Below are 14,874 nucleotides of genomic sequence, written 5' to 3'. Positions count from 1 at the left end.
GGGGGAGAGGGCTGAAAACACCGCGAACTGCCTGCTTTCCCCCCTCTCCGAACGCGCCCGCCCTAACCCTCTCCCCAGAGGGGCGAGGGGACTGATCGCGCTCGACCATTTCTTATGTGAACAGCATTACGCTCATTGCGCGGCCTTGTGTGTCCACGGATGGCTTACACCATCTGATCGCCGACATGGAGGATCTTCATGGTGTTGGTTCCACCCGTGCCGTGGTAGCTGTCGCCCTTGGTCAGGATGACCCAGTCGCCCGGCTCCACTACACCGCGCTTGAGCAACTCGTCCACCGCCGCCTGGCTGACCTTGTTCGCCGGCAGCGAGGCCGGGTCGAACGGCACGGTGTACACGCCACGGAACAGCGCCACGCGGGCCTGGGCTTCGCGATGCGGGGTGAAGGCGAAGATCGGGATCGACGAGCGGATACGCGACATGATCAGCGGGCTGTAGCCGCTTTCGGTCAGGCTGATGATGGCCTTGACGCCCGGGAAGTGGTTGGCGGTGTACATGGTCGCCAGGGCCACGCTCTCGTCGCAACGCTCGAATTGACGGCCGATGCGGTGGCTGGATTTCTGGCTGGTCGGGTGCTTCTCGGCGCCCAGGCACACACGCGCCATGGCCTGCACGGCCTCGACCGGGTATTCGCCGGCGGCGCTTTCCGCCGACAGCATCACCGCATCGGTGTAGTCCAGCGCGGCGTTGGCCACGTCGGAGACTTCGGCGCGGGTCGGCATCGGGCTGTGGATCATCGATTCCATCATCTGCGTGGCGGTGATCACCGCTTTGTTCAGACGACGGGCGTGAGCGATGATCTTCTTCTGGATGCCGACCAGCTCGGCATCGCCGATTTCCACGGCCAGGTCGCCACGCGCCACCATCACCGCGTCACTGGCGCGGATCAGGCCGTCAAGGGCTTCGTCATCGGCTACGGCTTCGGCGCGTTCGATCTTGGCTACCAGCCAGGCAGTGCCGCCGGCTTCTGTGAGCAGGCTGCGGGCGTAATCCATATCGGCAGCGTCACGCGGGAAGGAGACGGCCAGGTAGTCCAGATCCATCTCGGCAGCGACCTTGATGTCGGCCTTGTCCTTGTCGGTCAGCGCCGGGGCGGTGAGGCCACCGCCGCGGCGGTTGATGCCCTTGTTGTCCGACAGCGGGCCGCCGATCACCACGCGGCAGTGCAGTTCGTCGGCGCCCTTGAGCTCGACACGCATGACCACGCGGCCGTCGTCCAGCAGCAGTTCGTCGCCGACATCGCAGTCCTGAATAAGCGCCGGGTAGTCGATGCCGACCACTTCCTGAGTGCCGGCCGTGCGCGAGTGGCTGGAGGAGAGGCGGAACAGGTCGCCATCCTTGAGCTCGATACGCTTGTTCTCGAATTTGGCGATGCGGATCTTCGGGCCTTGCAGGTCGCCGAGCAGGGCGACATGGCGGCCGTGCTTGGCGGCCAGTTCGCGGACCAGGGCGGCGCGCGCCTTGTGATCGTCCGGCGTGCCGTGGGAGAAGTTCAGGCGGGCCACGTCGAGACCGGCGAGGATCAGTTGCTCCAGCACTTCCGGCGAGCTGCTGGCCGGGCCCAGGGTGGCGACGATTTTGGTGCGGCGAAAGGTCATGCACGAACTCCCTAGTGATCGATGTCAGGGAGGCTACTACGACGTTCAGCTGTAGTCATTGTTCCTGTGCACTACCCTTTGCCGTCCGGCTTGATCACCAGCGGATCGCACTTCAGGCGTTCCAGCACCCGCTGCGCGGTGTGATCGATCAACAGGTTGTCCAGATGGCCGCGGGCGATGGCGCCCATCTCCAGCAGGCCAATATTGTGCTCGCGCACGAAATGGCGGACGACTTCCTTGGCAAATTCGTCCGGCAGGTGGGCCTGCGCCTGATCGAGGACGTACTGGGCAATCAACACTTGTCGAAGCTTCGCGGTATTCACCACTGTTCACGTAGTCGTCATATGCCTGCGCTACCTCGGCGTCGAGCCGCAGATGTGGCAGTGGCGCGCTGTTTCGACGGCCGATGCGGCACGGCGCTGGTCAGCGCGCCGTTCAGCGCCAAGGTGCTACGGGCAAAACCCATCGGAGGTTCGTCGCTGTTCAGTTTTTCCCTGCGCTGTCGATACACTGCTCACTGGAGGACTTGCCCATGCGTACCCTGATCATTCTGGCCGTGGCCCTGGCAGCCACGGGTTGCACCCGCGTCTCGCTCGACCATCATCTGAACAACGCCTATCGCGCCTACAACGAAGGCGATTGCGCCCGGGTCGCGCTGGAGCTTTCGCAGGCCGAGCGCAAGAGCCGTTCGCGCAGCTACCTGCAACCGGAGATTTCACTGTTGCGTGGCCAATGCCTGGAGCGTGAAAGTCTGTTCGTCGACGCGGCGCAGACCTATCAGTTCATCATCGCGCGCTACCCGGCCAGCGAATACGCCTACCGCGCCCGTGCCCGTCTGCAGACCCTGGAGCAACTGGGGCATCACCGCCCGGCAACTGCGGCCAAGGCCAGCCCCGCAGCACTCTGAACCTTCGGTCGCCTGGCATTTCTCGGCGCCGCAGCGCGGTATAAGCTGGCGCATGGCCTTCATGGAGGATGAACATGCGTCACCTATTGCTGATCGCCGTGCTCCTGCCAACGCTGGCAACGGCCGAGATCTATCGCTGGACGGACGAGCAGGGCCGGGTGCATTTCGCTCAGCGCCCGGTGGCAGGGGCCGAGGCCGTAGAGGTGAAGCCGCAGGTGGTTGAGCGCGACGCCCATACCCGGGAGCGAGAGGCGCGCACGCAGCGCTTCTACGACGCCCGTCGTGAGGAGCAGCAGCAGGCTGCGGCCACGGCAACCGCGCAGCGCGAGGAACGCGCGGGTGAATGCCGTGAGCTGCGCCGGCGACTGGCGCAGATGCCGGAGGGTTACCGCTATTACCGTGAAGGCGCCAATGGCGAGCGCATCTACTACAGTGATGATGAAACAGACACCGCTCGTCGCCAGCTGCGCGAGCGGATAGCCCAACGCTGTACTTGAGGGTGGTTTCGTGGCCGCAGTAGGGCCATACTCAAGGCCCCTTGTAGCGATATGCCAGCATGCGTAGCCAGCGCCGAATCGAACGCCATCAGTTACCCTACTACCTGAAGGTGTTCAACCGCATTACCGACAAACCGATGGGCTCCATCGGCAATGTCTCCCTCGACGGCCTGATGCTGATCAGTCAGTTGCCGATGCTGGTGGGCGCGCGCTTCGACATGCGCCTGAAGATTCCCGGCCAGCATGGCCTTCACTTCATCGACTTTTCCGCCAACTGCCAGTGGTGCCGCGAAGACGTCAACCCCGGTGTCTACGATTCCGGCTTCGCTTTGGTCGCACCACCCGCGGACTACGTCGAGCTGATCGACGCCCTGCGCTACTACTTCAGCTTTCACAGCCTGGCGGCTTCGGCCTGATATTCAGCTCAGGGACGTGAGTTGAGCCGCAACATCATTCGGCTTTGCTCGCTGAGATCGCCGAAATAGCGGCGGTAGAGAGCTTCGCCATCCTCGGAGCGATTCAGGCGGCTCAGCGCGGTATCGACCAGCAGGCGGAAGTCCTCGTCATCACGTGCAAGCGGCATGGCCACCGACTCCACTGCGAACAGTCGCTCCGGGACCCATAGCTGAGCGCCTTGCGGATGTTGCGCCTGATAGTTGAGCAGCACCAGGCGATCTGCAAAGAACGCATCAATTTGTCGAGTGACGACCTGCTCGACACCCTCCTGGTTACTGTCTACTTCGAGCAGCGTGGATTGCAGGCCGAGTTGGCGAATGCGCGTCTGCGCCCAGTCAACGCTTACCGTGCCCTTCATCACGGCAAAGCTGTGACGGCTCAAGCCCTGATTGATGGTGGCGCGCCAGGTTGGACCGCGGTAAGCCGTTTCGCCCTTGAGCGGCAGCATCAGGGTCGCTGGAGCGTCCTGCCGCACGACCACCCCGAGGCCGGCAGTGAAGATCGGCAGGGAAAAGCTGACCCGGCGGCGACGTTCCAGACTCTCCACCACGGGCGCGCAGAGAATGTCGACCCTGGCGTCCGCCACCGCATCGAGCATATCCGTGGTGGTCAGAGGCACATAGCGCACCTGCAACTCGGGCATGGCCAGTTGTTCCCTGATCAGGCTGGCGACCTGATGGCACAGATCGATGGAATAGCCGTTGGCCTGCCTGGCGTCACCGTCGGAGAACGGCAGGTCACCTGGCACGAAGCCGAGCACGAACTCGGCGTTGTCACGGATGCGCTCCAAGGTGGCGGAGTTAGCGACGATCGGCAGCCATGCGCAGAGAAACAGTAGCCGGACCAGATATCGAATAGGCATGCTGGAAGCTCCTATGGCCGGCCGAGGTTGTCTAGCGCGCCGACGAAGCGTTTGGCAATGGCGCCGAACAGCAGATAGCCCACCACCATCACCAGGGCAGCGCCGAACACTGCCTCCAGACCCGAGGCATAAAGGGCGTAAAAGCAGTACAGCATGGCCACCAGCAGTATCACGCCGTTGCGGCGGAATATCCGCGGCTCGACTTGGGCCTTGTACATGATCACCAGCAGGCCGGTCAGGGAGGTGATGTAGGGGATTATGTTGGTTACGGCAGCCAGGCCGACGAGTTTGTTGAACTGCGCGCTCGCATTCGGTGAGATGGTCGATAACGCGATCAGGGTTTGCAGAACACCGCAGAACAGCAGGCCGATGAGCGGAGCGTTGCGAGAGCTGACGCGGGTGAACAGCTTGGGAAACATTCCCTGTTCTGCGGTGACTTTGGCAGTCTGTGCCAGGGTGAACTGCCAGCCCAGCAGCGAGCCCAGGCAGGCCATCACCGCCAGGGCCATGATGATGTTGCCTACGCTGTCGTTGAACATCTGCGCATAGACCAGCGCGAAGGGGGCGCTGGAGTTCGCCAGTTGTGGATTGGGAACGATTCCCTGAATCACGCTGGTAGACAGCACATAAACCACGGCGGCGCCAAGCGTGCCGAGCAGGCAGGCGAGCGGGACGTTGCGCTTGGGGTTTTCCACAGCATCGGAGTTCTGCGCCGCCGACTCCATACCGAGAAACGCCCAGAGGGTGAGCGGAATGCTTTGCGCGATGGCATCGCTGGTGCGCAGGCCATTGGGGTTCCAGGCTTCCTTGAACAGGCTCGGCTCGAACCAGAACCAACCGATCAGGCCCAGGCCCGCCACGGGAATAATAACGCCCCATACTGTTATTGCGCCGAGGCGCCCGGTAACGCTGGGGCCGCCAAGATTGGCCAGTATCGTCAGCCAGATGAGTGCGATGGTTCCTGCTACCAGAGCTGCAGCGCCGCTGCCCAACCAGGGAAAGAAGGGGGTGAGATAGTCGACGGCTGAAATGCCGATGGCCACATTGCCTATCACCAGCGAGAGAAAGTACAGATAAGAGCACAGGAAGAAGGCGGACTTGCCGTGCGCCTCCTCGCTGTAGGCAGACATGCCACCGGGCCGCGGGCAATAAATGCCGCACTGTGCGAAGCCATAAGCGATCGCCATTGAGCCGACCGCCGTGACTACCCACGACAGCAACGAAATCGCACCCAGCTGAGCCATGCTCGAAGGCAGCATGATGATACCTGAGCCCATCATGTTGACCGCCACAAGGGTGGTCAGGCCTACAAGGCCCATCTTCTTGCTTGCGTCGGCCATGATCCGTTCCTCACGCTTGAGATAATTGGACGTGGGCGCAGAACGAAACGCTAGAAGCCGTCTTTTTCCAGATTTTCGAAATTAACCGGATCACCGGTGCGGATATCCAACTTCTTGCGGATATCCGCGAACATCGCGTCGTACTCGCTGTGGCTACGCATGATTGGGCTGGCATTCACCGGCAGTCCCTGTTTCGCAGCTGCTTTGGCGATGCGGCTGGCGAAGTTGAACGCGGTATCGCGGTGCATGTTGAACTCATCGGTGAAGCTACGGCCGTTGACATGGCCGCTCATGCGAAAATGCAGCAGAACACCTTCTTTGGGGTCACGGAGGACGTCGTAATAAACATCGATGTCGAAGTCCGGGACGCCGGGTATTCCTGGTTGTTTCTTACGGTTGAGGTGGCCAGGCTCGAACATGTTGGGCTCCTGTGTGTGACGCGGCGTCACGCTTTCGCTGGGCGCCGCCGGTTGTAGATAGGGATCAGTGGAAGGGGAAGATGTAGTTCATCCATGCGGCCATCCGCAGGAGCACCTTGCGCAGAATCGCCACATGAGGAAAGTGCTCGGAATAGAGCGCTGCCTGGCCGTAGGCGCCGCCCGGTATGAGATCCTTGTAAGGTTCGAAGGCAGGGTCGGTGATCTCCAGCACAACCGGCACGCGACCGGCCGGCATGGCGCCGGTCACACCTACAAGACTGCCGCCGGGCTGAACCTGACCCTCGGCTATCACCGGTTGCACCTGCTTAACCTGCGCCTGGAAAACCTTGCCAGGCAGACCGTCCAAGGCAATTTCAGCTTTATCGCCCAGGGTCAGGCGTAACTGGCTGTTCTGGCGCATCCAGGCCACATAGAAATATTCCTCCTGAGGAATGAAAATCGCCGATGGCCGCAGCGGCATCTTCACTGCATAGATACCCGGGCGCAGCACAACTTGCGTCACGTAGCCGCGTGATGGCGCCCGGACCACCGTGTTATCCAGTTCGAACTGGGCGATATTGAGCTGCGCCTGCAGGTCGTCCACGCGAGCCGTGGTGATGTCCAAGTCGCGTCGGTTGCCCAGGTTGCGCTTGACCAGTTCGCCGGCACGAAACTGATCGCCCTTGGCCGACACCAACTGGGCCCTGATGGAGCGCACGCGATTCTCGAAGGGGGTGGGGTCGAGGCGGAAGATCACGTCGCCTTTTTCCAGCAACTGGTTACCACGCACCGGCACTTCGATCACCTGGCCGCTCACTGCCGGTACTATCGGAGTGCTGACAAAGTAGCTGCGCGATACCTCCGAATAGGGATGGTTGTAGTTCATCAGGAATATCAGCGAACCGATCAGTACGATTCCGCCGAGTACTGCGGTGGGCACCGTCCACTTGTTCAGCGGGATCTTGAAGATCTTGAAGATAGCCACGCAGATGGCCGTATAGGTCAGTATCAGCAGCAGATCCATGGCTCAGTCCCTTGCCGCGAATGGTTCTTTGGCCTGCCGTTCCATCGCGTCCAGCCGGGCCTTGAGCTCAGCCACCTGCTGTTCCATGAGTTGCAGGCGTGCAGAGTACTCCTTGGGCGAGGCATTGAAGCCCCAGCCGCGATCCTCGCGATAGAGGGTTGCCCAGATCCACAGGAACGGCCAGAGCACGTGCAGGGTAAACAGGCTGACCCAGCCCGCCACGTGGATGGCATCCTGATGTGGGTGTTTGCGATGTACCGAGATTTCGTAAGGAATGTCGTGAATTGCGATGACGCCGTAGAACAGCACTATGGCGGCGAATATCAGTACACCCAAGGCGAAGTAGTCCAGCATACGGCCCTCCGAATCATCCGATCTGACAGTCTGGGCGGTGCCGCTCGTGAGATCGCGGCGGCTCCGAGCCGGTGTTGCTAGCGCTTCGCTCTGAGCTGCTCGATGGACTGGCGCATGTCGCTGGCCCAGCCATCGATCACTGGCTTGACGTTATCGACGCTGAGCACCTGCTGATCGTTCTCCAGATTCACGCCCGCGCCCTTGCGTACAACCTGTGCGATGACACGGTTATTCTGCGCGTCGATCACTGCCGCTTCGGTGGCGATCTCCACCTGCTGATCGCGTGTTCCGGCCGCAGTGCTCGCGGCGGCCACTACCAGTGCGATTGGAATGACCTCATAGGGCTGCAGGCCTTCGGTGGATACCGCGACGGCTGTAATGGCCGGACGCAGCACCAGGGTTCCGGCAGAAGGCGAGTCGGTCAGTTGCATGACCTTGCTCAGCTCGCGCCGCAGCGCCGCATCAAAATACTGGGTGATGTCTCGCAGCGTATCCTGCGACAGGCGAGCGCTTGGCTGAGGCTTTGGATAGAACTGGCTCGGCTCGAGGAATAACTGGTTATAACGGGATATCTGCAGATCCGGATCGACCCAGCGTGCCACATGTGCCCCGGAGGGCGACTGCTGTTCGCTGAGGCGGCTGTAATCTTGCAGGAAACCCGAGTACTGCTCGGGTGCGACCGTAGTGCTGGAACATGCGGCTGCTCCCATGAGTGCCGCCAATAACGACATACCCAAGAGCTTTCGCATCTTAAGTCTCCATACAGTAATGAAATGTTGCCTGATCGGCAGCGCCCAAGTACTGGTAGAGAGTGCCGCGTTCTCCAGCAGTGTAGTCGAGGAAAATAAAGTTCAATGGGAAAGCGAAAAAAATTGGAAGCCTGCTGAAACGCCCGAACCACGGCCCTCTCAGTGCAACGCCGATGCCCTTTGCAGGCTGCGCAGGCGCTCGCTCAGTCTCAGGCGCAGGGCGTCCTCTTCGCAAAACAGCAGCGCGCGCTCCAGGTCGTAGCGCTCGCCCTGCGGGCAGTCGAGTTGCCGGTAGACGTCGGCTCGCGCCAGGTGGTCGGCCAGGTTAGGTGGTCCCAGCAGCAGGACTCGCTCGGCGTCCTTGAGTGCTGCGTCCGGGGCATCGCACTGCATGTGCAACTGACGTAGATTGCGCGACAGGCGCCGCAGCATGGCCTGGGCGTCGGCCGTCTGCAGGTGCTCGGCTTTGAGTTCCACGTTCGCTCCCAGTTGGCGATAGAGCTGCTCGCGACAGTCGCGGGTGTACAGGCGACGCCCGCCGCACGGGTCGAGCAGGTGATCGGCGCCCGGCACACGCAGCATGAAATGCCCGGGGAAATTCACGCCTTGCAGCGGAATGTCCAGGCGGCGCGCCACTTCCAGAGCGATCAGGGCGAGCGCCAGCGGCTGGCCGCGTCGGCGCCGCAGCACTTCATGGAGCAGCGCGTGGCGCGGCCGCGTGGCACCTTCGTCGTCCTCCTGAAAATCCAGTTCGGCAAGCCGGCGCAGCAGCGGCTGGGCCAGTTCGCGAGTGGGCAGGGCGGGCAGTCCGGCGCTGACCTGCAGCAACAGACTGTGCAGGTCGTTCAATACTTGGGCGGGTTGCAGGTGGTCATCGTGTTCAGCGGCAATCCACAGCGCCGCCTCGAACAGGGCGGGAGGATCGCGTTGCAGGCACTGCAGGCAGGCTTGGCGTGGACTCATCGCATTCTCCGCTGAACTTCTGCTCTTGTAGCCGCTGACCGGGTCGTCGTCCAGTGGCTTCTCCTATACTGAGGCCTGAAGTCCGACCGGGAGCGCAGCCATGTTCAGCATGATGGAAGCCGCCCGCCTCGAGGCCCTGCACCTGGCCGAGGATCCGGCCAGCGGCCTCAAGGCCGTTATCGCCATTCACAACACCCGCTTCGGGCCGGCGCTCGGCGGTTGCCGTTACCTGCCTTATCCCGATGAAGAGAGCGCCATTGGCGACGCCATTCGTCTGGCTCAGGGCATGAGCTACAAGGCGGCGCTGGCCGGTATCGATCATGGCGGCGGCAAGGCAGTGATCATCCGCCCTGCGCATGTGCCCAGCCGTGCCGCCTTGTTCGAAGCCTTCGGGCGCTTCATCGAGACGCTCAATGGGCGCTACATAACCGCCATCGACAGCGGCACCTCCAGCGCCGACATGGATTGCATCGCTCAGCACACCAACCACGCCACCAGCACTACCAGCGCGGGCGATCCTTCGCCGCACACGGCGCTGGGGGTGTTCGCGGGTATCCGTGCCACGGCGCAGGCGCGCCTGGGCAGCGATGATCTGGAAGGGCTGCGGGTTGCCGTGCAGGGCCTGGGCAATGTCGGTTTTGCTCTGGCCGAAGCACTGCACGCCGCTGGCGCTGAGCTCCTGGTCAGCGACTTTGATGCCGGGCGCGTGCAACTGGCGGTCGAGCAACTGGGCGCACATCCGGTCGCCAGCGATGCGTTGCTCGGCACGCCTTGCGACATCCTTGCGCCGTGCGGCCTAGGTGGCGTGCTGAATGCGCAGACGGTCGCCCATCTGCGTTGCGCAGCAGTGGCTGGTGCGGCTAACAACCAGTTGAGCAGTCCCACAGTCGCCGACCAGCTGGAAGCGCGCGGCATTCTCTACGCGCCGGATTACGTGCTCAATGCCGGTGGGCTGATTTACGTGGCGCTGCGTCATCGCGGCGAGGAACTATCGGCGATCACCGCACACCTGGCGCAGATCAGCCGACGGCTGACTGAAATCTACGCCCACGCTCAAGCTGAAAAACGCTCTCCGGCGCGCGTCGCCGACTTCCTGGCCGAGCGCCTGCTGTACGGCATATAGCGGCTATCCGAGTGCTCCTGCGCGCTCAATGGCCGTCGAATTCGCCCTGGTAGCACACCGGCGAGCTGGGTGAGTCATGGCGCTGCAGTTCATCTTCGAGAAATTCGGCCAGCACGCGTGCATTGTTATGCACCTCGTCGCGCGCGGCGTAGAGCAGCGTCAGTGTGCCGCTTCTCGCCCAGTGCAGCAGGCGCTGCCAATGCTCGGGGCGCCCGGTCAGTTCGCGGCGGTAGGCTGTGCGGAATTCATCGAAGGCCTCGGCGCGGTGGGCGAAGGACTTACGCAGTTCGCTGGAGGGCGCGACGTCGGGTAGCCATTCATCGAGTGCCAGGGCATCCCTGGACAGGCCGCGAGGCCATAATCGGTCAACCAATACGCGTTGGCCGTCACTGGATTCTGCGTCGAGATAAACCCGCTTGCACTGGATCATCGACCTGCCTCCATCGCCTGCGGCAATGCCGCACTTGGCGACGCCTGCGGGCTCGATTAGCGTGGTGAAAGGAGGACTCACCATGGACTATTTCATTATCTTCGTCACCACAGCAGCCGGCCTTTACTTTCACTGGTGGCTGTTTCGCCGGATTCGTCAGTGGACCGATCGTGACCTTGCGCTGTCCTTCGCCGAGGGTAACGAGCACAAGCGTCAGTACATGCTGGAGCAGTTGGCCCGTGCCCGGCGTGAGGGCATAAAGCGGCGGGACTTACCGGTCTGGCTGGAGCAGGCCGCGGCGCAGTATTCCGTCAGTCGCGCATAGGTCGCGGCCCCGTTGGCGGAACGGGGCCACGGCTCCCGGTCATTCGCTGGCGGTGTCGATTTCCAGCTCGTCGAGCGCGTCCGGCTGGCTCTTGAACGCCTTGGCAAAGACGTCGCGGTTCTTGGCCATGAAGATACCCAGCTCCTCGCCCTGTTCCTCGCTCAGGGAAGGAACCGCCTTGTGCAGGACCTCGCTCAGGCGCTCGGCCAGTTCCAGCATCTTGTCGTAACGGTCTGCTTCGGCCTTATCCATGAACAAGCGCTCCGGATCGCGGCTGCTGCGGTACACCACTTCGACGGCCATTCATCACCTCTTCTGCCTTCATATGTGTCGTTGGATTTAACTGGTTTTTTATACAGTGTTGGCGAGGATAAAGGACTCGCTGCCTTTTGGCCAGTATTGCGTCCGACACAGGATAGAAGTCATGGCCGATACCGGCCATCCGCCTGTGTCTTTCCGTCACATCCCGGCATCATCCTCAGGCTGGTGTTTTTCCTGCATGCTCGTCAGCGGGCATCCATGTCGGATGCCCGGACGTCATGCTGGTCTTGGGGAGAAGTGAAGGATGAATTGGGCGGAACGTCTGCGTGAGGGCATGCATGGCCTGGCGGAGTCGCTGGGCAATCTGTTGATGGAGGCCTTCCACTACCTGGCGCTGTTCGCCATCGGCGCGATCACAGCGTGGGCTGGGGTGATGACCTTTATCGGCATGCTGGAGAAGGGCCACATCACGGTCGATGACATTCTGCTGCTGTTCATCTACCTGGAGTTGGCGGCGATGGTGGGGATCTATTTCAAGACCAACCACATGCCGATCCGCTTCATGATCTACGTGGCGATCACCGCGCTGACCCGCTTGCTGATTTCCGACATCTCCCACACTCACAAGCCGAGCTGGGGCGTGGTGATGGTATCCGGGGCCATCCTGTTGCTGGCCCTGGCGATTCTGGTGGTGCGCTATGCCTCGTCGCGCTTTCCGGCCGTGGCCGGCCCGCACCCTCGCAGCAAGGCGCGCAACCGCGATGATGCCGAGGCCGAGCGCGACGATACCTCCGACTAGGGCGTCAGCCGGACATCAATCGAGCGGCGCGAACAGCGCCGCCAGATCGTCCTCGTTCAATTGCCACTGGCCCTGGCTGCCGCCGTCGAGCACTCCCCTGGCCAGACTGGCTTTGGCCTGCTGCAGTTGCTGGATCTTCTCTTCGACGCTGCCTCGGGCGATCAGCTTGTAGACGAACACCGGCTTGTCCTGGCCGATGCGATAGGCGCGGTCGCTGGCCTGGGCTTCGGCGGCCGGGTTCCACCAGGGATCGAAGTGGATCACCGTGTCGGCGGCGGTCAGGTTGAGGCCGCTGCCACCGGCTTTGAGGCTGATCAGGAACACCGGAAATTCACCGGCCTGAAAGCGCTGCACCGGTGTGCGTCGATCCTGGGTGCTGCCGGTTAGCTTGGCGTAGGCGATCTTGCGCGTCTGCAGCTCCGCTTCGATCAGTGCCAGCATCGAGGTGAACTGGGAGAACAGCAGCACGCGGCGGCCTTCGTCGACCAGCTCCTGAAGCATGTCCAGCAGGGCGCTGAGCTTGCCCGAATCGGCGGCGCTCAGCTCGCCGTCGTCCTCGCCGAGCAGACGCAGGTCGCAGCAGCTCTGGCGCAGGCGCAGCAAGGCTTCGAGGATGACGATATGACTGCGCGCCAGGCCCTGGCGGGCGATCTCGTCGCGTACCTTCTGGTCCATGGCCAGGCGCAGGGTTTCGTAGCGGTCGCGTTGCAGCTGGGTCATCTCGACCCATTGGGTGATCTCGGTCTTCGGCGGTAGCTCGTTGGCCACCTGCTCCTTGGTGCGGCGCAACAGGAAGGGACGGATGCGCCCATTCAGGTGATTCAGGCGCTGGGCGTCGCCACGTTTTTCGATAGGCGTGCGGTAGTCGCGGGTGAAGGCCTTGGCGTCACCCAGCCAGCCCGGCATGAGGAAATGGAACAGCGACCAGAGTTCGCCCAGGTGATTCTCCAGCGGCGTGCCGGTCAGGCACAGGCGCAGGTCGGCCTGCACCTGTGCCGCGGCTGTGGCCGCCTTGCTGCGCGGGTTCTTGATGTTCTGCGCTTCGTCGAGAATCAGCAGGCGATAACGCTGCTGGTTCAGCGCCTTGAGGTCGCGCGGTAGCAGGGCGTAGGTGGTGAGGATCAGGTCGTGCTCGGCGATCTGCTCGAATAGCACCTTGCGCTTGCTGCCGTGCAGGGCCAGCACGCGCAGTTGCGGGGTGAAGCGCGCCGCCTCGTCCTGCCAGTTGGGAATCAGGCTGGTGGGCATGACGATCAGCGCGGGCTTGTCGAGACGCCCGGCCTGTTTCTCGCAAAGGATGTGCGCCAGGGTCTGCAGGGTCTTGCCCAGGCCCATATCGTCGGCCAGTACACCGCCGACGCGCAGTTCGGCCAGGGTCTGCATCCAGTTCAGGCCCTGCACCTGATAGGTGCGCAGGTCGGCCTGCAAACCCTCGGGTGGAGCAATCTCGCGCACTGCCAGGTTCTGCAGGCGCTGGGCGAAACCGCGTAACTCATCGCCCCCTTGCCAGCTTAGCTGCGGGCCGTGCGCCAGTTCGGCCAGGCGTGCGGCGTCGGCGCGACCCATGCGCAGCGGCAGGTGGTCGTCGCCAGGGTCGCGGAAATACAGCTCGCCGAGCGTGGCCAGCAATGGCTTGAGGCGGGCGAAGGGCAGGGCGATGCGCTTGCCGCCCTGCGGCAGGCTGACTAGCAGGCGATCCTCATCGGCGCGTTGCGCCAGCGCTTCGGGTGCCAGCAGCCAGGGCGTACGGCGAATGGCCTGGAGCAGGATCGGCAGCAGGCTCAGGCGCTGGCCTTCGACCTCGATGCCCAGCTCCAGATCGAACCAGTTCTGCTGCGGGTCTTCCTCGACCTCGGCATACCAGTCGTCGACCTCGGCGAGGTTGTACTGGAAGTCCGGGCGCATATGGATCTGCCAGCCTTCGGCGCGCAGTTGCGGCAGATGTCGCTGGACGAAATCCAGCCAGTCGCGCTCGCGTTCCAGCTCGAACGGCTCGCCGGCTTCGGCCGGCAGCGCTTCGCTCTGACGCAGCGCCACCTGCAGGCCGAGGCCTTCCAGACGCTTGCGCAGCGCGGCTTCGGCAGCGCCGTCGCGGATCAGGCGCAGGTTGCTGTGTTCGTCCAGGCGCTTGACCAGGTCCTTGGCCGGCTTGCCGAAAACCTTGTGCCCGGCGTAGTCGAAGGCCAGCGCCGCGCGATGCTGGGTCTGCTCCTGCATGCGTCCCTTGCGCGCGTCGAAATGCACACGTACCTGGCTGCCCAGGCTGAGGATGGCGGTGGGCTCGATGCCTTCGAGGCGTGTTTCCGCCAGCTCCTTGTCCACCACGATGATGTCCGAGAGGTCGCTGCCGGCGCGTTGCTGGGCTTCCAGAGTGAGCAGTGCGGCGACCACGTGCTTGCAGTTGAAGCCGACCGGGCAGTTGCAGTGGCCGGTCACGCTCCATTTGCGCCCATAGGGGTGCAGGGTTATGCGCTGCTGATAGGTCTGCCCGGCCGAGCCGCGGCAGTTGGCGAGCAGGCTGTTGTCCTTGAGGCTGAGCAGTTTGCTGCGTTTTTCCTCGGCGTAGCCCTGGCCGCGACGCAGGTCCCCGGCGCCGAACTCGGAACGCCAGTCTTCCTGGCGTAACTGGTGGATATCCAGGGGCATCAACGAAGCCCCGCGGCAACAATGGATGGGCGCATGACTGGGCCGTGGCAATGCAAAGCCGCAGATTTTGGCATAGCTGAAAGGCGATTAGCAGGCGTGACGC

General features: G+C 62.9%; 17 protein-coding genes and 1 pseudogene. 6 read left to right on the top strand and 12 right to left on the bottom strand.

The annotated features are described in order from the left end of the window. Positions 1–164: 164 nt before the first annotated feature. A complete protein-coding gene (gene pyk / locus B3P22_RS10155) occupies positions 165–1,616 on the bottom strand; it encodes a pyruvate kinase (protein WP_296270885.1) in 1,452 nt (483 codons plus the stop codon). 71 nt (positions 1,617–1,687) lie between these two features. Next, a pseudogene (locus B3P22_RS10150) lies at positions 1,688–1,840 on the bottom strand (universal stress protein UspA); the annotation flags it as partial. A 308-nt stretch (positions 1,841–2,148) separates the two neighbouring features. Between B3P22_RS10150 and B3P22_RS10145 the strand changes: the two are divergent. The 3 genes from B3P22_RS10145 to B3P22_RS10135 all read left to right on the top strand — a co-directional run bounded on the left by B3P22_RS10145 (position 2,149) and on the right by B3P22_RS10135 (position 3,436). Continuing rightward, positions 2,149–2,523 carry a tetratricopeptide repeat protein gene (locus tag B3P22_RS10145; protein WP_197856177.1) on the top strand — a complete coding sequence of 125 codons (375 nt, stop codon included), beginning with the start codon at positions 2,149–2,151 and terminating at the stop codon, positions 2,521–2,523. A 74-nt stretch (positions 2,524–2,597) separates the two neighbouring features. Next, on the top strand, positions 2,598–3,020 hold the full coding sequence (locus B3P22_RS10140; RefSeq protein ID WP_296270883.1) for a DUF4124 domain-containing protein: 423 nt from the start codon (positions 2,598–2,600) through the stop codon (positions 3,018–3,020). Positions 3,021–3,079: 59 nt separating this feature from the next. Then, on the top strand, positions 3,080–3,436 hold the full coding sequence (locus B3P22_RS10135) for a PilZ domain-containing protein (RefSeq protein WP_197856175.1): 357 nt from the start codon (positions 3,080–3,082) through the stop codon (positions 3,434–3,436). Positions 3,437–3,444: 8 nt separating this feature from the next. Here the strand turns inward: B3P22_RS10135 and B3P22_RS10130 are convergent, their stop codons facing one another. From B3P22_RS10130 to B3P22_RS10100, 7 genes are all read right to left on the bottom strand, one after another. Continuing rightward, the gene (locus B3P22_RS10130) at positions 3,445–4,338 is read right to left on the bottom strand and encodes an amino acid ABC transporter substrate-binding protein (protein ID WP_296270882.1); all 894 of its coding nucleotides are present in this window, start codon (positions 4,336–4,338) and stop codon (positions 3,445–3,447) included. Positions 4,339–4,349: 11 nt separating this feature from the next. Beyond that, on the bottom strand, positions 4,350–5,678 hold the full coding sequence (gene potE / locus B3P22_RS10125) for a putrescine-ornithine antiporter (protein WP_296270881.1): 1,329 nt from the start codon (positions 5,676–5,678) through the stop codon (positions 4,350–4,352). 50 nt (positions 5,679–5,728) lie between these two features. Continuing rightward, the gene (locus B3P22_RS10120; RefSeq protein WP_296270880.1) at positions 5,729–6,097 is read right to left on the bottom strand and encodes a DUF5064 family protein; all 369 of its coding nucleotides are present in this window, start codon (positions 6,095–6,097) and stop codon (positions 5,729–5,731) included. Between the two features lie 64 nt (positions 6,098–6,161). Then, entirely contained in the window at positions 6,162–7,121 is a 960-nt protein-coding gene (locus B3P22_RS10115) for an HlyD family secretion protein (protein ID WP_275545838.1), read from the bottom strand. Between the two features lie 3 nt (positions 7,122–7,124). Next, positions 7,125–7,475 carry a DUF3302 domain-containing protein gene (locus tag B3P22_RS10110; RefSeq protein ID WP_296270879.1) on the bottom strand — a complete coding sequence of 117 codons (351 nt, stop codon included), beginning with the start codon at positions 7,473–7,475 and terminating at the stop codon, positions 7,125–7,127. Between the two features lie 77 nt (positions 7,476–7,552). Continuing rightward, positions 7,553–8,224, bottom strand: coding sequence for a DUF3313 domain-containing protein (locus tag B3P22_RS10105; RefSeq protein ID WP_197856169.1), 672 nt, complete (start codon positions 8,222–8,224; stop codon positions 7,553–7,555). A gap of 159 nt (positions 8,225–8,383) precedes the next feature. Beyond that, positions 8,384–9,187, bottom strand: a complete 804-nt coding sequence (locus B3P22_RS10100) for a SirB1 family protein (protein WP_296270878.1) — start codon at positions 9,185–9,187, stop codon at positions 8,384–8,386. Between the two features lie 100 nt (positions 9,188–9,287). On the opposite strand from B3P22_RS10100, the gene B3P22_RS10095 reads away from it, so the two are divergent. After that, complete coding sequence (locus B3P22_RS10095) at positions 9,288–10,310, top strand: Glu/Leu/Phe/Val dehydrogenase dimerization domain-containing protein (RefSeq protein ID WP_296270877.1); 1,023 nt, start codon at positions 9,288–9,290, stop codon at positions 10,308–10,310. A 25-nt stretch (positions 10,311–10,335) separates the two neighbouring features. Here the strand turns inward: B3P22_RS10095 and B3P22_RS10090 are convergent, their stop codons facing one another. After that, entirely contained in the window at positions 10,336–10,740 is a 405-nt protein-coding gene (locus B3P22_RS10090) for a DUF488 domain-containing protein (protein ID WP_296270876.1), read from the bottom strand. Positions 10,741–10,822: 82 nt separating this feature from the next. Here B3P22_RS10090 and B3P22_RS10085 point away from each other — a divergent pair, with 82 nt between their 5' ends. Beyond that, complete coding sequence (locus tag B3P22_RS10085) at positions 10,823–11,065, top strand: hypothetical protein (protein ID WP_296270875.1); 243 nt, start codon at positions 10,823–10,825, stop codon at positions 11,063–11,065. 39 nt (positions 11,066–11,104) lie between these two features. Here B3P22_RS10085 and B3P22_RS10080 read toward each other — a convergent pair whose 3' ends face one another. Beyond that, positions 11,105–11,368, bottom strand: a complete 264-nt coding sequence (locus B3P22_RS10080) for a YebG family protein (RefSeq protein WP_013716633.1) — start codon at positions 11,366–11,368, stop codon at positions 11,105–11,107. A 262-nt stretch (positions 11,369–11,630) separates the two neighbouring features. Between B3P22_RS10080 and B3P22_RS10075 the strand changes: the two genes are divergently transcribed. Next, a complete protein-coding gene (locus B3P22_RS10075) occupies positions 11,631–12,125 on the top strand; it encodes a phosphate-starvation-inducible protein PsiE (RefSeq protein WP_296270874.1) in 495 nt (164 codons plus the stop codon). Between the two features lie 15 nt (positions 12,126–12,140). Here the strand turns inward: B3P22_RS10075 and B3P22_RS10070 are convergent, their stop codons facing one another. Next, entirely contained in the window at positions 12,141–14,771 is a 2,631-nt protein-coding gene (locus B3P22_RS10070; protein WP_296270873.1) for a DEAD/DEAH box helicase, read from the bottom strand. Positions 14,772–14,874: the final 103 nt, after the last annotated feature.

Origin of the sequence: Pseudomonas sp. UBA6323, from assembly GCF_002439135.1 — a bacterium.
Classification (GTDB): Bacteria; Pseudomonadota; Gammaproteobacteria; order Pseudomonadales; family Pseudomonadaceae; genus Aquipseudomonas.
Note: the sequence above shows the minus strand (reverse complement) of the source record. Positions and strands in the feature narration are given on the sequence as shown.